Here is a 14,766-nt window from a genome sequence, read left to right on the forward strand (position 1 = left end):
TACAATGATGCAGCGAAGGAGTTCATGCATCGCTTCAAGTTTCTCGGTGATAGTGCGTTGCTTGAGATGTTTACCGATGACTTGAAGAAGGTAAAAATCAAGCAAGCAGTTCTTGTGCCGATTCCGTTAAGCACGGAACGTCTCTCAGACCGTCGTTTCAATCAAGCAGAGCTGATCGCGCGTCGGATGCGCGGAAAGATCTCTCCGTGTTTAAGTCGTCTCGATGGTCCAGAACAAAGTAAGGCAGGACGACAAGCGCGACTTGCGCGTAGCAATCCGTTTTGCGTAACGAGTGACGTCAAGGGGAAGAACATCGTACTTGTCGATGATGTCTATACGACAGGTGCGACGCTTCGCCAAGCGATGTTTCGACTCAAGGAAGCGGGAGCGAAAGAAATTTCTGCTGTAACTTTATTTCGAAGTGTTTAAGAAAGTAACATTCCTGCCGATACTCTATGTGAGGTGAAGGAAATGGATGTCATCAATTGTAAATCTTGCGGGAAGTTAGTCGTGCGTCAATCTTCAGAACTGTGTATTGATTGCATACGAAAGGATCATACGGATTTTGAGAAGGTACGCGAATTTCTGCGAGAACGACGAAAAATCCGAACTTCACCTAAAGATGTCGAGATCGGAACGGGTGTTAGTCGAGATACCGTCTTCCGTTACATCAAGGAAGGGCGCTTATTGATCTCCGAGATTTCCCAGATGGAAATCATGTGTGAGAGTTGCGGGAAGCCCTCCCGTGAAGGCACGATTTGTGCCACATGTCGTGATCGTTTACGACGTGACCTCGCCCAGGCGATGCTTGACTCTTCTGACTCTTCGAAACCAAGGACGTATCGGACTTGAACTAAGAATCTTGTAGTCTAGAAAGCAGGTGTTCACATGCGAATTGATTCTACGAAATGGGTGAACATGCCCAAAACGTACGAAAGAACTCAATCAGTAGAAGGAACAAAAAACCAACGTACGAATCGTCCGGACGAAGTCAGTATCTCTACAGAAGCGCGTGCGCGTTTCAACGAGACACAGTCGTCACGGACTGAAAAGATTGAATCCCTCAAACAGGCGATCCAGGATGGAACCTATAAACCAGATGCGAAAAAAATCGCGGAACGTTTCTTGAACCTGTAAGCGGGACATCGTAGACAATGGAGGCGACTCGGGGCACGGATGCGCGGGTCGTTTTTTATATGAAATGGAACCTTTTCAATTCGGAAGGAGAAACCGAATGCAACTCATCAATCAGCTCAACGAGGCGCATGCTCATTTACTTGCGCTCGCAGAAGAAAAGAAGCAAGTCTTGATTGCAAATGACATGCGTCGTTTGTCTGAAATCGTCAAAGAAGAACCCGTACATATCAAACGAATCGAAGGATTAGAACAAGAACGGCTCGCACTGATGGGGAGCGTGACGATGACGGAATGGATCGCGACACATCCGGAAGATGTCGACTCACTCCGAACGTTGTTGCAGACGATCGGTCAACTGCGGCAGCTCAACAAACTAAACGCGGAGTTGCTGGAGCAATCCCTGTATTATTTGGATTGGCATCTCCAACTCTTGATTCCAGAAGCGGACGACTTCACATACGGACAGTCCGCACTGAACCAGACACACTTCAATCGAAACGCGTAAGGAGGAATACGGATGGGATCGACTTTCATGGGGCTTGAGACAGGACGTCGGGCATTAACGACGAACCAGTGGGCTCTGCAATCGACTGGAAATAACATTGCGAACGCTGGAACGGAAGGATTCTCTCGTCAGCGTCTCGTCATGGGAACGACGGAACAACTTTCGATTTCACTTGGATCTGGACGAAATGGACAAGTCGGAACTGGGGTCCGCGGAGAAATGCTCGAGCGAATTCGGGACGTCATGCTCGATAAGCAGTACCGGGATGAAGTGACGAAGGTCTCTTATTACGGTACGAAACAAGCGGCATTCGGGCGGATGGAAGATATCATCAACGAACCGTCTGACACCGGTCTTGCAAAAGCATTCGATGGATTCTGGGAATCACTCCAGACCTTGTCGACGAATCCGCAAGATTCAGGTGCACGCAGTGTCGTCCGACAAAAGGCGGAGACTCTCACGCAGACCTTCAATTACATGGCAAAAGCGATCAATCAAGTCAAAACAGACTTAAAAAGTGAAATTGAGGTCTCGACGAAAAAAGTCAACGACCTCTTACAAAAAATCCATAACATCAATACGGAAATCCACGTTGTCGAGCCGCTTGGTGCTTTACCAAACGCACTCTACGATGAGCGAGATCGTTACTTCGATGAGCTTGCTCAATATGTTGATTTCGAAAAAGTGACAGTAGATGCTCAGGCGATCGAAACAGGACAGATGGGGAATGCGTTGCGTAATGCGGAAGGGCGCATTGACGTCAACATCAAGTTTCCGAACGGGGACAAGCTGCTTGCTGTCGACTCCGATTTACCGAAAGCGGGCACACTGACGTTCACGACGAACGAACAGGGACTGTACACCGGCTTTAAGTCTGAGACACAAACCTATACGTTTGATCAGCTCGGTGGCTTCTCAACAGGACGTTTATCAGGACTAATCGAGATGTACGGACAAGAGCGAGACGGAAAAGCCGTCGGGGAATACGTCAAGATGGAAAGTCAACTCAATGAGATGGCAAAGACATTCGCGAATGCTTTTAACGCTGCGCATGCGACGAACTTGAAGAAAGATGGTACAGCGGGATCAAACGCCTTCTTCGCATCAACAAGCGGTGACATCACGGCAGCAACGATCTCCGTCGGTTCGGACATCAAGGCGAGTCTTGATAACATCGCGACGTCGACGGACGGCAACATCGGGGATAGTCAAGGGGCATTGAAACTGGCGAAGATGAAGACAGCGAGCATCGAATTCACGGAGTCGAAAACGACGACGACGATCGGCTCGTTCTATCAAAACGTCATCGGCGATATGGCGGTCTCGACCGATCAGGTCGGACGCCTTGGTAAGAGTGCTGCTGTCTTGATGGAAAGTGCGGATCAGCGCCGCATGTCGATGTCTGCCGTCTCGATCGATGAAGAGATGACGATGATGATTCAGTATCAACACGCTTATAATGCAGCAGCACGAAATATTACGACCGTCGATGAGATGCTTGATAAAATCATCAACGGTATGGGACTCGTAGGACGGTGATGAATAGATGAGAGTAACACAAACGATGTTGACGAAAACGAATATCGGGCACTTATCCTCAAGCTATCAGCGCTTGAGCACGCTTCAGGAACAATTGATCAGTGGGAAGAAGATTCAACGTCCGTCTGAGGATCCAGTCGTTGCGATGCAAGGCGTGCGTTACCGGACGGAAGTACGAGAAGTCGAACAGTTCAAGAAAAATGCCAGCGAAGCAACGGGCTGGATGGACTTGACGGATTCTGCCCTTAACGAAGTCACATCAGCGATGAGTCGGATTCGTGAGTTGACGACACAAGCGGCGACGGATACGTATGATGCAACACAACGTAAAGCGATCCAGAGCGAAGTCGGTCAATTGATTGAACACATTGGGACGCTCGCGAATACGAAATACAATGAAAAAGGCATCTTCAACGGAACGAAGACGGATACGGCATTCGTCTCGATGGACGGATTGCGTGATTACTTAGCGAGTACAACTGGTCCTGTTGACGGTGTCTTCACGGATGGTGATCCGACAGGTAAGGAGACGGAATCCATCAAATATGAAGTTTCTTCCGGTATCGAAGTCCAAGTTAACATTTCACCACTCAGCGTCTTCGGACCGGAAACGTTCCAAACGTTGAAAAAAGTCTATGATGCACTCGGAACGAACGCTGATAACAACGGGGCTACCTTATCCGGGATGTTGAAAGATATCGATGAGATGGTCAACGGAACGGTCGAGACACGTGCTGATCTCGGGGCACGGGTCAACCGGATGGATTTGAACACATCACGGCTCGAGGATCAGGAAATCATCGCGAAGACGGTCATGTCGGACAACGAAGACATTGAGGCGGAAAAAGTCATCATGGAGCTGAAGTCATACGAGACGTTACACCGCGCAGCACTCAGCGCCGGGGCACGAATCATTCAGCCGACATTACTCGATTTCTTACGATAAGAGGTGAAGGCAGATGAATCTTCCGCATCTTGAAATACGTCAGACGGCGGCACGAATCGGGATGAACATCACGCGTCCGCAAATCGAGCAGAAGCAGACACCTGCCTCCCTGTCGATCGAACAACCACGTGGGGAACTATCGATTGAAACCGTCGCGGCACGCCTTGAGATCGATTCGACGCAAGCCTGGATCGAGATGGGGCGCGTTCCTGCGCTCGAATCCGTTCGGCAGTATGCTACTTATGGACGACAAAAAGGACAGGAAGCTGTCGCGAAACGATCCTCTGAAGGCGATCAACTGATGCGGATCGAGCAGGGCGGTGGAACTGTCGCGCGGATTGCGAAAGCCAATGATACACCACCTGCTGAAGTGACGACCCTCGGATTCATTCCGCGGAGCCTCGATCGAGTCAAGACGACCTATACACCGGCTGAGGTGCGACTAAGTTATACCGCGAATCGTCCGAAAATCGATGTCGAAACGCATCGACCGGAACTGACTGTGAAAGAAGGTCAGGTCGACATTTATCTACAAGAACAAAATCAACTGAATATGTGGCCGGTTGGCGGCATATTCGATGGGGAAGGATAACGACATGCAGATCGAAACGGATTTTTTTGGAACCATTACGATTGACGAGACGGAAATCATCACCTTCGCGTCCGAATTACCAGGTTTTCCGGAAGCAAAACGCTTCATCTTGCTCCCGTTCGGAGAAGGGGTCCCGTTCTGGTCGTTTCAATCGATTGATCAGCCGGAGTGTGCCTTCGTCGTGACGAACCCGTTCTGGATTGATCCGGAATATGTCTTCGAGTTACCGGAGGCAGCAAAAGAGCAACTCGGAATCGAGGATACAGCGCAAGTCGCTGTCTATACGACGGTCACATTACGGGATCCGTTCACGACGTCAACGACGAACTTACGAGCACCTTTCGTCATGGAGACGAAACAACGACTCGCAAAACAAATCATCCTAGACGATACATACACGAATCGTCATCTGATCGGTAGTCTAACGGAAGTAGGTGGTCGCTGATGCTCGTACTGAAACGAAAGACGGGAGAAGCGATTCAAATCGGGGACGACATCGAACTGACGATTCTTGCAATCGAGGGTGATCAAATCAAGATTGGTATCAAGGCGCCACGACAAGTTGATATCCACCGGAAGGAAGTCTACTTATCGATCCAAGAAGAGAACACGGAAGCGTCCCGTAGTACTGGATTGATTGGACAACTCTTGAAACAACAGGAAAAATGATTCCATTTGAATGTCATCGGAACGTATCTTTTTAATGAACGATGCGCTTTAAACGAGGACGAAAAGACTCCCTTTGCCCGAATGTGTTGCAAAGGGAGTCTTTCTTATCATGAAACAAATGCTGAAACGCGTTGAATCGTGTATAGTAATGAAGAGAAAAGAAACCTTTTGAGCCAAAGAGGGAGTTGTCAGGAATGAATGAGACGAAGCAGCTGAAAAAAGACGCGAACCGTGTATTAAAAGCGACGAGTCGCACCTTCTATATCCCGATTAGTCGACTATCGCAAGACTTACAGGAAGCGGTCGGTGCTGCTTATCTATGCATGCGTGCCATCGATGAGATTGAAGACCATGAGGACTTGGCGACGGACGTCAAGACGATGTTACTTCGCGAGACGGCGTTATTGATGCGGGGCACGTTCTCCGCTACGACCTATCTCGAGTTGATTGCGCCCTACACGGCGCATCTACCGGAAGTAACACTCCGTCTACCGGAGTGGATCGCCTATTGTCCGGCGGCGATTCGTCCGAAGGTCCTCGATTCGACGGCGGAGATGGCAGAAGGGATGGCGGTCTGGGCAGAGCGTGACTGGACGGTCGAGACGGAAGCGGATCTTGACGAGTATACGTATTATGTCGCCGGACTCGTCGGTGTCATGTTATCCGACATTTGGTACTGGAAGGCTGGTATCGTCACTGATAAACAGCAAGCGATCGGATTTGGTCGTGGTTTACAAGCCGTCAACATCCTGCGTAACCAACAGGAGGATGCGGAGCGTGGTGTCGGTTACTTCCCACCTGGTTGGACGACGGATACGATGTTTGCTTATGCGCGTGAGAATCTCGCAGAAGCCGATGCCTACCTTGCGTCCATTCCGAAGGAGACGACGATTTATGAATTCTGTCACATTCCACTTGCACTCGCACATGGGACGCTGGGTGCCCTTGCAAAAGGGAAAGAAAAACTCAGTCGTCCGGAAGTCTTGAAGATTGTCGGCGCTGCCGTACTAAAACGATAAGCACAAACGAACAGCCGCTCGTTTCCGTCAAGGAAGCGGGCGGCTGTTCGTTTAACGTAATAAGTAAAGGGCTAGTCCGATCAGGGCAGAGCCCGTCCAAATCAAGGCTATCGTTCGTCCGTACGGCAAACGATAGCCGGCACGGCGGGAGACGAGCAGTCCGATCGTCATGACTGTCAGTGCGACGAAAAAGGTCAGGAACAACGATAACTGTTGCATGTCAATCTCCTTTCATCAGTGCAGATCTGACAAGTACGTCATGACTTTCTCTTCATACGCTTTCCGGTCGTGCGCATACGACTGGACGTGCCCACCGTTTTCCGTCACGTAGAGCTCGGAGCGCGGTGCCGCCTTTTGAATCTTCATGCTTTCCGTGACCGGAATCGCATCGTCGTCCTTCCCGTGGATCAACAGGATCGGATACTCAATCCGTCGAACCGCTTCAATCGGTTTCACCCGTTCTGGATTGAGACCCGTCAGAGGTGGCGTGATCTCCAGAATGATCGGGGTGAACGGGAAGTTCGGTAACCCGCTCCAGACAGGCAGGTTCGTTGCGAGATAGTTCTCGAGATCGCTAAACGGGCTGTCGGCGATGACACCGACGACGTCCGCCTTTGGAGCGGTCACGAGTGATGTTGCAGCGCCCATCGAGATACCGTAGAGGACGACTGGTTTTGAAGACCGCGACTTCGCGTAGCGAACGGCCGTCAGCAAATCATCTTGTTCCTTTGCACCGACTGTGACACGTTTTCCGTCCGATTCACCGGATCCCCGGAAATCAAACGTCAGGACGTTATAGCCCGCGTCGTGGAACTTCTTGAATAACGGGAAGATCGGAACATCTTCTTGTTCCCGGTTCTTGCCGTAACCGTGAGCGAAGACGACCGTCAGTTTTGCGTCCTCGCTAGGCATCCACCAGCCAGACAAACGTGTCCGGTCTTTATAGGAGCGGAAGGTGACGTCTTCATAGTCGAGTCCTTCCGCTTTCTTTGGTGTCGTCGTCAAGGCTTCACGTTCCGGTTGCGTCAACGATGAGCCGACATAAGCGGAAATTCCGATGACGACGATGACAGCAAGCGTCACGATGACAATCACGCCACCGATGATTTTCTTACGATGTTTTTTCCACACCCGTGTTCCTTCCTTTCGTTCGGTTAATGGATATCTTTTTTCTTGAAGCGACCGCCATGGACATCATGGATGTTGCCGATCGCAATGAAAGCTTGCTCGTCGAAGTCACGGACGATGTCTTTGAGTTTTGATTCCTCGAGGCGACTGATGACGCAAAAGATGACTTTTTTACCGTCGCCGGTGAAGGCACCTTCTCCGTTTAAATACGTCATGCTGCGTCCAAGTCGATCCATGATTGCAAGACCGATCTCTTCATAATTCTCCGAAATAATCCAGACACTTTTCGACTGATCGAGTCCATCGATGACGACATCAATCGTCTTGAAGGCAACGAAATAGGTGATCAACGAGTACATCGCCCGGTCCCAACCGAAGACGAATCCAGCGGCGCCAAGGATGAAGACGTTGAAGAACATCACGATCTCACCGACTGAGAACGGCGTCGAGCGACTGAAGGAGACGGCAAGAATCTCGGTTCCGTCGAGTGATCCACTCGAACGGATGACGATGCCAACCCCGATTCCAAGAATCAAGCCACCGAAGACGGTCGCGAGCAAATCCACGCTCGTCAGCGGACCGATGTGTTCGAGGAGTTTCGTTGCGATCGCCATGACGAAGATTGCGTATAACGTCGACAGGGCGAACGTTTTTCCGATTTGTTTATAGCCAAAGAAGATGAATGGAATGTTCAAGAAGAACAGCCATAAGGCGAGCGTCGTATCGGTCACTTTTGAACCGATAATCGAGATTCCGACGATTCCGCCATCGATGATGTTATTTGGAACAAGGAATCCTTTTAGTCCAAGCGCGAAGATGATGGCACCGATCGTCAGCATCAACAATCGTCGAAAAAGCTGACCTTTCGTAGAGCGGCGATGATGTTTCGTAGGTAGTGGTGACTGCATGCCATTCCTCCCTTCTGAAGTAAAACGCTTTACGATTACTATAACAAAAAAGCACGAAGACGTGTGTGAACGTCTTCGTGGAGAGGTCAAGGGCGATAGCGTAACGATTGGAAGAAACGCATGATCTGTTCCGCTTCTGTCGGATTCGTATATTCGCCGATATATTGTTCATCTTGCTGTCCGGTGATCGTCACTGTACAAGTGACGAGTTGTAATCCTTCACTCAATCGAATCTCAAACGTCGCATCTGACAACGGCAACGACGTCTTCGTCGAAAAGTAGAGTGCACGCGTGCTCGTCCGATGGGCTTCGATATCGGAGAAGGGCAGTTCAAACGACTGGGTGTGATGTGTCAACATGCGAACTTTTCCTGAGACAGAGAAGCGAGGAACCGTATCGCTCGATAAGGAACAGGCTTCGATCGGATACAAGATCTCGCGCAGGAGGAACGATTCCATGACGTCCGCTTGCACTGGGTGACTAAACAGGTAACCTTGGATACTGGGACAATTGAGCGTCCGGAACGTATCGAGCTGACGGAGCGTCTCGATGCCTTCTGCGACGACCGTTAGATTGAATTCGCCTGCCATATAGAGAATGCTTTTGACGATCGCTTGAGCTTTGGAGTCATCCGTGATGTGGGTCGCGAATTGTCGGTCAATCTTGATGACGTTGATCGGATACCTCTGCAGATAGACCATCGAGGAATAGCCTTTCCCGAAGTCGTCGAGTGCGATCCGAACGCCGATCCGACTGACGTATTCAAGCGTCCGGCTTGTCATCGGGTCATCCATGATCAAGGCGGCTTCCGTGATTTCAAGTTCGAGTAATTCAGGTGCTAACTGATACGTCGACAGCATCCGTTCGATATGATGTTCAAAACCAGGAATCAAGAATCGTTTTGGTGAGACATTGACGGAAATCGGAACGAGCTCTGCGCCTGTTGCTTTCCAGTGTTGCATCGAACGACACGCCGTCTCGACGACCCAGTCCCCGATTGCGACATGTAAGGCACTTTCTTCGGCAAGCGGAATGAAATCGTTCGGGGGAATCCGTCCCCATTCCGGGTGTTGCCAGCGAATCAATGCCTCGAGACCGACGATTTTTCCGGTCCAGCTATCGACTTTCGGCTGATATTCGAGGAACAGTTGATCGCGCTCGATCGCATAATGCAAGTCCTGCTCAAGACGATAACGACGGTAGTAATCGATATCAAGATTCGATGCGTAGTGGTGCATCGTGCTGTGATTTTCACGACGTGAGCGACGTAAGGCAGTGTAGGAATGCTTCAATAATTCGACAGCGTCCGTACTGTCTTCCGGATACCGGCTGACTCCGACCGAGATTCGCGCGAACAAAGCATACGGTTCGATCGAGATTGGTGTTTCCGATAAGTCGAGCAACGCCTCAGCACATGTCGTCACGTCTTGTTTATAGCTCGTTGGTACGAGCAAGGCGTACTCATCCCCACCAAGGTGCCCGAGAAACGTCTCGTCCGGTTTTGTTTGTTGTAATAAAGCTGCCGTTCCTTGTAGCCACTGATCACCGGAACCGTGTCCGAAGGCGTTGTTGATCTCAGCGATCCGGTTGAAGGAGACAGTGAGGACGAAGAACGATTGATTCTTTTCTTGCCACGCGTCGATCGTCTCGATGAGCGCTTGCCGGTTCGGCAGATGTGTCACGGCGTCGCGCAAAGCGAGCTGGCGTAATTGTTCTTCGTACGCTTTTTGAAGCGTGATGTCATGCATGATGCTATTCGTGTAAGCAATCGTGCCGTCTAGTTGGAAGATCGGGATCTGTTGGTCCTCGATCCATTTGACGCGACCATCCGGGAAGTGAAGGCGGTACTGGATCGTGCCCGCCTGACCGTCGACCAACCGTCTAATGAACTGTTTCATCGCCGCGTGATCGCGGACGTCTAACCGCTCGAACAACCACTCACGACTAAGCATTAAATCCTGCGGTAATTCTTCAAAGATGTGCAGGAACCCTTGTGAGTGAAAGAGGATTCGTCCCGAGAACAAGTCGATTTGTGAGATCGCGGCATTAACGGCTTCGTAGATTTCACGTGCCTGTGCCCGTTCCGTGACGAGTTGACGTCGCGCCTCGTCGACTTCCGATAAATCATAGAGGACGACCGATAGATGATCTGGATGATGTGGACGATGGAAGGCTTTCAAGCGCAACAGCTGATAGGTATCGTCAGCGGTCAACAGGGAGACTTCCATTTCAAAACGTTCCTTTTCACCTGCAATCAAACGTTCCATCTCGAACCGGAGCGGATCGAAGTCACGTGGATGAATCCGACTAAATAACTGTTCTTGGTCAAGCGTCGTCGCGTCGACTTCTGAAAGACCTAAAAAATGCAATAAAGCGGGAGAAAACTCGATTGTTTGTGTGTTGACGTCGAAGTGAAAGACGACGAGTTCCGGGATCTGTTCCGTCAGTTCGAGTTGAGAGCGAATCGACGAGACATCTTCTTCGAGTTGTTTCTCGCGTGTGATATCGCGCGCAACTCCGTAGACACCGATGACTTGTCCGTCTTGTTCAACCGGCATGTTCGTAATCTTCAATGTGACCCGGTGTTGGTCAGCATGAAGTCCTTGTGCCGTATAATGAACGGTCTCACCGCTTAAGGCACGCGTGAAAAAGGCAGTCACTGCTTCAATCTGATCAGGCGGATTGAACACGGCGAAATGCTCATAGAGCGTCTCAGCGGAATAGCCGAGCATGTCTGGTAACTGTTCATTGAAATAGATGATCGTTCCAGAGGCATCGAATAAAAAGATTGCATCTGTCTGTTGCTGAAAGAAGGCTTCCGCCGTTTCCGGACGGGACACTTCCAGTCCACCGATATAGAGTGGGGCTGTGTCGGATTGACGAATCCGATTCATCGCTTCATGAAAAGCCATCCACGTCACCTCCTTACAATACTAGCGTTCTCTCTACTAGTATCGGGTGTAGGAAATGGAAATTGCAACCTTCGTTCAAGGAATAGACTTATTTTTCAAAAAAGTGAACCAGTATATGAAAATCATGATTAAAAGACATCTGTCCTAAACCGAACACAAAAAAACCGAAACTCTCATGAAAGAGCTTCGGTCTCATTCTTAAATCGCTAAATCGACGGATGTATCACTGGCATTTGGATCGGCATCCGTGCCTTGATCCGGTGCTCCCGGCATGTCACCGTCCGGACCAGGTCCGTGTCCTCGACCATGACCACCATCGCGTGCTGGTCCTTTCTTCAAATCAGCGTAGCTTGAAGCTTCATCCGCGCGGGACTCGATGTGTTCCTTGATTTGTTTTGCTTGTTTGTCTGTCAGTTTGCCATCTTTGACTTGTTGATCAATCGCAGCAGTTTGCGCTGTCAGGACGGCTTTTTCGAAATCGGCGTAAGCGATCTTGTTCGCTTCCGCGAATTCAGGTAAGGATTGCTCTGCAGCTTTAAATTTCGCTTCATCGAGTCCAAGTGCTTTTAAAATTGCGGATGTTGAATCCCCGAAGACGCCACTCGGTCCGTGGTCACCACGCTTACCGTGTTCGCCGCGATCCGGAAGATCATCGTAGCTCTTCGCATCCTTATATTCCTCTGTCAGACGAGACTTGATTTCCGTTGCTTGTTTTTTCGTCATCTTCCCGTCTTTGACGAGTTGATTGAGTTCGCTCGTCTGCGCCGCAAGCAATGCTTTTTTATAGTCGGCGAACTTGATCGACTGTGCCTTCGCATAAGCAGCAAGCGATTGATTCGCTGCGTCGAACTTCGACTGGCTCAGCCCGAGTGCCTTCAGGACGTCAGCGATCAATGATTCATTGAAGAAACCTGGTCCACCGTGGCGACCCATCGGTATCTTGTCTTTGAGTTCAGTGTAACTCTTGACGCCACTGAACCGTTCCGTTTGGCGCTTCAACATGTCGTCTGCTTGCGTTTGCGTTAAGTCGCCTGATTTAACGAGACTTGCGAGCTGCTCCTTCGCTGCTGCGAGTTCTGCTTTTTTGTAATCAGCGAACGAGATTCCTTTTGCTTTTGCGAGATCGGCGATTGATTGCCCTTTCTCCCGGGCAGCATCTGCCTCGGCTTGTGTCAGGTTCAATTTTTTCAAGAGTAGCGTCATGTCGTGCTTTTTCATACCTTCGAAGTGGTGCCCGTGTTTCGCTTGTTTTGTCGTGTTCGAGTCGTCGTTCGTCGCAGCGTATGCTGATGCGCCTCCGACTGTTAATGCGCTAATTGTCAATGCAGTGATCCATTGTTTTTTGAATGTCATGGGATGATCACTCCTTTCACCTTTTATGGTAGAGGGTCACGAAAGAGAAGTTGTGAGGAAGTTGCAAAGAAACTGCGAAGAAAGGCAAATGAAGGCAAAAAGGCGCTACACTAAGAGTGGAGGGATGACCATGAACGTACTATTGATTGAAGATGAACAAAAATTAGCGCAGGTGACGGCGCGTTTCCTTCGTCATCATGCGTATGACGTGACGATTGCTGGTTCGTTAGCAGAGGCGAAACAGTGCCTGACGACAGCGTTTGATGCCGTTTTGATCGACGTCCGCTTACCAGATGGTGACGGTTGGTCACTCGTGCCAAGTATCAAATCACAAGTTCAGCCACCGGTCGTCTTCATGATGACGTCGCGTGGGGAAGCCGATGACCGTGTCTTCGGACTCGAACTCGGTGCCGATGACTATCTCGTCAAACCAGTCGTCCTGAAGGAGTTGACGATCCGACTTGAACGGGCACTAAAAGTCCGTCCGGTCGCACGCCATGCGTTCGGTGACTTGACGATCGATGAGAAGGGACGCCAAGTCAAGACAGGTGAACGGGCGATCAGTCTCGCAAAGATGGAGTTCGAACTGTTGCTTTACTTCATCGAACATCTCGATGAGGCACTGAGCCGGGATCAGATTCTTGATGACGTCTGGGGATATGCGTTTGGTGGCGATACCCGGACCGTCGACACGCACGTTAAACAATTGCGGGATAAGTTGCCCGTCATAAAACAACAATTGAAGACGGTGCACCGGGTCGGCTATCGATTGGAGGCGATTGAATGAAACGACGTCCTTTGATGCGTAAGTTCTTATACGCTGTCGTTGGTCCGTTGCTCGTGATGGGGGTCCTCAGTTTCGTCTTGACGGCGTTCCTCGTCAATCGATTCGCAGAAGGTGAACGGTACGATCAACTCGCCCGCGAAGCGAACATCATCAAACAAGCGATTGAAGCCGACACGCCGATTCCGCGTGACATCCAAGGATTTTTGACGACCGACGGGTTGACGCAACGGATCGGTGCGCGTGGACCGGCGGGACGGTTACCACTTCTCGACGGTCTTAAGAAAGAAGACGTCATCGAAGTGCAAGACGAACGGTTGCTGACGTATCAGTTGACCGTTGATGGAACGCGCATCACGACGGTCCGACAAGCACCACTGGCGAGTAGTGCCCTGAGTGGTGTTTATCTCGCGATTGGACTCGCGTTACTGGTGACCCTATTTCTCGTATCCTTACTCGCTTACTACATGGGACGGCACCTGACGCGACCAATCGTGACGCTTCGGTCCGTTGCCCAAAAGATTGGTGCTGGTGAGACGGACGTCGTCTTGCCGGCGCGACCGAAGGATGAAGTCGGGGAGTTGATTGACGCGGTCGATGAGATGCAGACGCAACTCAAACAGAAGGATCATCTACAGAAAACGTTCATCGCCGGCATCACCCATGACTTGCGGACGCCGCTCGCGATCATTCGAAACGAGACCGAGGCACTCGCGGCAGGTGTCATTCCCGTTGCTGAACTGCCCGACGTGACGACGAGCATTATCGAGGAGACGGATCGACTCGGTCATCTGATTGATGAGACGTTGCTTTATTCGAAGCTTGCCGGTGGACGAATGCCGCTTGAAAGAACGGATGTGGCACTCGATGAACTCGTGCTTGCGACAGTCGAACGTTTACGCGGAACGTTCACGCAGGCAGGACTGGCACTGGCGACGGAGCTACAACCGGTTAGGCAGTCACTTGATCCACGCATGTTCGAACGTGTCTTGATCAACTTCTTGATGAACGCTCGTTTTGCTTCACCCGTCGGCGGAACGGTCACCGTTCGCTTAACGCATGACGAGTTGACGGTCGAGGATGAAGGAGCGGGAGTTCAGGCAGAAGATCGGGCAACGATCTGGGACGTCTACGTCAAACAAGAAGGCAGTGCCGGGCATGGACTCGGTCTTGCGATCAGTCGGATGATTCTTGATAGTCATCAGTTCGCGTATGGTGTCCGTGACCGAAGTGGTGGAGGAGCAGTCTTCTACGTTCGGTTTTAAGCGGATTCT

The 14,766-nt window shown here is 50.5% G+C and carries 16 protein-coding genes; 11 read left to right on the top strand and 5 right to left on the bottom strand.

Annotated features, from left to right (window positions below):
* The first annotated feature begins 24 nt into the window (after positions 1 to 24).
* The 9 genes from AYO36_RS16975 (at position 25) to AYO36_RS01940 (ending at position 6,407) form a co-directional block, all read left to right on the top strand.
* Entirely contained in the window at positions 25 to 429 is a 405-nt protein-coding gene (locus tag AYO36_RS16975) for a ComF family protein (protein ID WP_231884635.1), read from the top strand.
* 459 nt (positions 430 to 888) lie between these two features.
* On the top strand, positions 889 to 1,137 hold the full coding sequence (gene flgM / locus AYO36_RS01905; RefSeq protein ID WP_047393186.1) for a flagellar biosynthesis anti-sigma factor FlgM: 249 nt from the start codon (positions 889 to 891) through the stop codon (positions 1,135 to 1,137).
* A 97-nt stretch (positions 1,138 to 1,234) separates the two neighbouring features.
* Positions 1,235 to 1,642: a flagellar protein FlgN gene (locus AYO36_RS01910; protein WP_064299388.1), complete on the top strand. Its 408-nt coding sequence runs from the start codon at positions 1,235 to 1,237 to the stop codon at positions 1,640 to 1,642.
* A 12-nt stretch (positions 1,643 to 1,654) separates the two neighbouring features.
* Positions 1,655 to 3,181: a flagellar hook-associated protein FlgK gene (gene flgK, locus AYO36_RS01915; RefSeq protein ID WP_029342531.1), complete on the top strand. Its 1,527-nt coding sequence runs from the start codon at positions 1,655 to 1,657 to the stop codon at positions 3,179 to 3,181.
* A gap of 7 nt (positions 3,182 to 3,188) precedes the next feature.
* Positions 3,189 to 4,127: a flagellar hook-associated protein FlgL gene (flgL, locus tag AYO36_RS01920; RefSeq protein WP_064299389.1), complete on the top strand. Its 939-nt coding sequence runs from the start codon at positions 3,189 to 3,191 to the stop codon at positions 4,125 to 4,127.
* A gap of 13 nt (positions 4,128 to 4,140) precedes the next feature.
* Positions 4,141 to 4,719: a DUF6470 family protein gene (locus tag AYO36_RS01925; RefSeq protein WP_064299390.1), complete on the top strand. Its 579-nt coding sequence runs from the start codon at positions 4,141 to 4,143 to the stop codon at positions 4,717 to 4,719.
* A 4-nt stretch (positions 4,720 to 4,723) separates the two neighbouring features.
* Positions 4,724 to 5,164, top strand: a complete 441-nt coding sequence (fliW, locus tag AYO36_RS01930; protein ID WP_029342528.1) for a flagellar assembly protein FliW — start codon at positions 4,724 to 4,726, stop codon at positions 5,162 to 5,164.
* Entirely contained in the window at positions 5,164 to 5,388 is a 225-nt protein-coding gene (gene csrA / locus AYO36_RS01935) for a carbon storage regulator CsrA (RefSeq protein WP_029342527.1), read from the top strand. The genes fliW and csrA overlap by 1 nt, the downstream gene beginning before the upstream one ends.
* A gap of 194 nt (positions 5,389 to 5,582) precedes the next feature.
* Positions 5,583 to 6,407, top strand: a complete 825-nt coding sequence (locus AYO36_RS01940; protein WP_064299391.1) for a squalene/phytoene synthase family protein — start codon at positions 5,583 to 5,585, stop codon at positions 6,405 to 6,407.
* Positions 6,408 to 6,458: 51 nt separating this feature from the next.
* Here AYO36_RS01940 and AYO36_RS16720 read toward each other — a convergent pair whose 3' ends face one another.
* The 5 genes from AYO36_RS16720 to AYO36_RS01960 form a co-directional block, all read right to left on the bottom strand.
* Positions 6,459 to 6,626, bottom strand: a complete 168-nt coding sequence (locus AYO36_RS16720) for a hypothetical protein (protein ID WP_156501817.1) — start codon at positions 6,624 to 6,626, stop codon at positions 6,459 to 6,461.
* A gap of 15 nt (positions 6,627 to 6,641) precedes the next feature.
* Positions 6,642 to 7,538 (bottom strand): alpha/beta hydrolase, encoded by an 897-nt coding sequence (locus tag AYO36_RS01945; RefSeq protein ID WP_064299392.1) that lies wholly within the window; start codon positions 7,536 to 7,538, stop codon positions 6,642 to 6,644.
* A gap of 23 nt (positions 7,539 to 7,561) precedes the next feature.
* Entirely contained in the window at positions 7,562 to 8,443 is an 882-nt protein-coding gene (locus tag AYO36_RS01950) for a YitT family protein (RefSeq protein WP_035410093.1), read from the bottom strand.
* 86 nt (positions 8,444 to 8,529) lie between these two features.
* Positions 8,530 to 11,355, bottom strand: coding sequence for a sensor domain-containing protein (locus AYO36_RS01955; protein WP_064299393.1), 2,826 nt, complete (start codon positions 11,353 to 11,355; stop codon positions 8,530 to 8,532).
* Between the two features lie 198 nt (positions 11,356 to 11,553).
* Positions 11,554 to 12,708: a hypothetical protein gene (locus AYO36_RS01960; protein ID WP_064299394.1), complete on the bottom strand. Its 1,155-nt coding sequence runs from the start codon at positions 12,706 to 12,708 to the stop codon at positions 11,554 to 11,556.
* A 130-nt stretch (positions 12,709 to 12,838) separates the two neighbouring features.
* Between AYO36_RS01960 and AYO36_RS01965 the strand changes: the two genes are divergently transcribed.
* Both AYO36_RS01965 and AYO36_RS01970 read left to right on the top strand, forming a co-directional pair.
* A complete protein-coding gene (locus tag AYO36_RS01965; RefSeq protein ID WP_064299395.1) occupies positions 12,839 to 13,495 on the top strand; it encodes a response regulator transcription factor in 657 nt (218 codons plus the stop codon).
* Complete coding sequence (locus AYO36_RS01970; protein WP_064299396.1) at positions 13,492 to 14,757, top strand: HAMP domain-containing sensor histidine kinase; 1,266 nt, start codon at positions 13,492 to 13,494, stop codon at positions 14,755 to 14,757. The genes AYO36_RS01965 and AYO36_RS01970 overlap by 4 nt, the downstream gene beginning before the upstream one ends.
* Positions 14,758 to 14,766: the final 9 nt, after the last annotated feature.

This window comes from Exiguobacterium sp. KKBO11 (genome assembly GCF_001644945.1).
In the GTDB taxonomy this organism is placed as follows: Bacteria; Bacillota; Bacilli; order Exiguobacteriales; family Exiguobacteriaceae; genus Exiguobacterium_A; species Exiguobacterium_A abrahamii.

What these genes read in the sequence shown, in the direction of transcription:
- flgM (WP_047393186.1), top strand. Translation starts at nt 889, where the DNA reads ATGCGAATTGATTCTACGAAATGGGTGAACATGCCCAAAACGTACGAA.
- AYO36_RS01950 (WP_035410093.1), bottom strand. Translation starts at nt 8,443, where the DNA reads ATGCAGTCACCACTACCTACGAAACATCATCGCCGCTCTACGAAAGGT.
- AYO36_RS01965 (WP_064299395.1), top strand. Translation starts at nt 12,839, where the DNA reads ATGAACGTACTATTGATTGAAGATGAACAAAAATTAGCGCAGGTGACG.
- flgK (WP_029342531.1), top strand. Translation starts at nt 1,655, where the DNA reads ATGGGATCGACTTTCATGGGGCTTGAGACAGGACGTCGGGCATTAACG.
- AYO36_RS01970 (WP_064299396.1), top strand. Translation starts at nt 13,492, where the DNA reads ATGAAACGACGTCCTTTGATGCGTAAGTTCTTATACGCTGTCGTTGGT.
- AYO36_RS16720 (WP_156501817.1), bottom strand. Translation starts at nt 6,626, where the DNA reads ATGCAACAGTTATCGTTGTTCCTGACCTTTTTCGTCGCACTGACAGTC.
- AYO36_RS16975 (WP_231884635.1), top strand. Translation starts at nt 25, where the DNA reads ATGCATCGCTTCAAGTTTCTCGGTGATAGTGCGTTGCTTGAGATGTTT.
- AYO36_RS01910 (WP_064299388.1), top strand. Translation starts at nt 1,235, where the DNA reads ATGCAACTCATCAATCAGCTCAACGAGGCGCATGCTCATTTACTTGCG.
- AYO36_RS01940 (WP_064299391.1), top strand. Translation starts at nt 5,583, where the DNA reads ATGAATGAGACGAAGCAGCTGAAAAAAGACGCGAACCGTGTATTAAAA.
- csrA (WP_029342527.1), top strand. Translation starts at nt 5,164, where the DNA reads ATGCTCGTACTGAAACGAAAGACGGGAGAAGCGATTCAAATCGGGGAC.
- AYO36_RS01960 (WP_064299394.1), bottom strand. Translation starts at nt 12,708, where the DNA reads ATGACATTCAAAAAACAATGGATCACTGCATTGACAATTAGCGCATTA.
- fliW (WP_029342528.1), top strand. Translation starts at nt 4,724, where the DNA reads ATGCAGATCGAAACGGATTTTTTTGGAACCATTACGATTGACGAGACG.
- flgL (WP_064299389.1), top strand. Translation starts at nt 3,189, where the DNA reads ATGAGAGTAACACAAACGATGTTGACGAAAACGAATATCGGGCACTTA.
- AYO36_RS01955 (WP_064299393.1), bottom strand. Translation starts at nt 11,355, where the DNA reads ATGGCTTTTCATGAAGCGATGAATCGGATTCGTCAATCCGACACAGCC.
- AYO36_RS01925 (WP_064299390.1), top strand. Translation starts at nt 4,141, where the DNA reads ATGAATCTTCCGCATCTTGAAATACGTCAGACGGCGGCACGAATCGGG.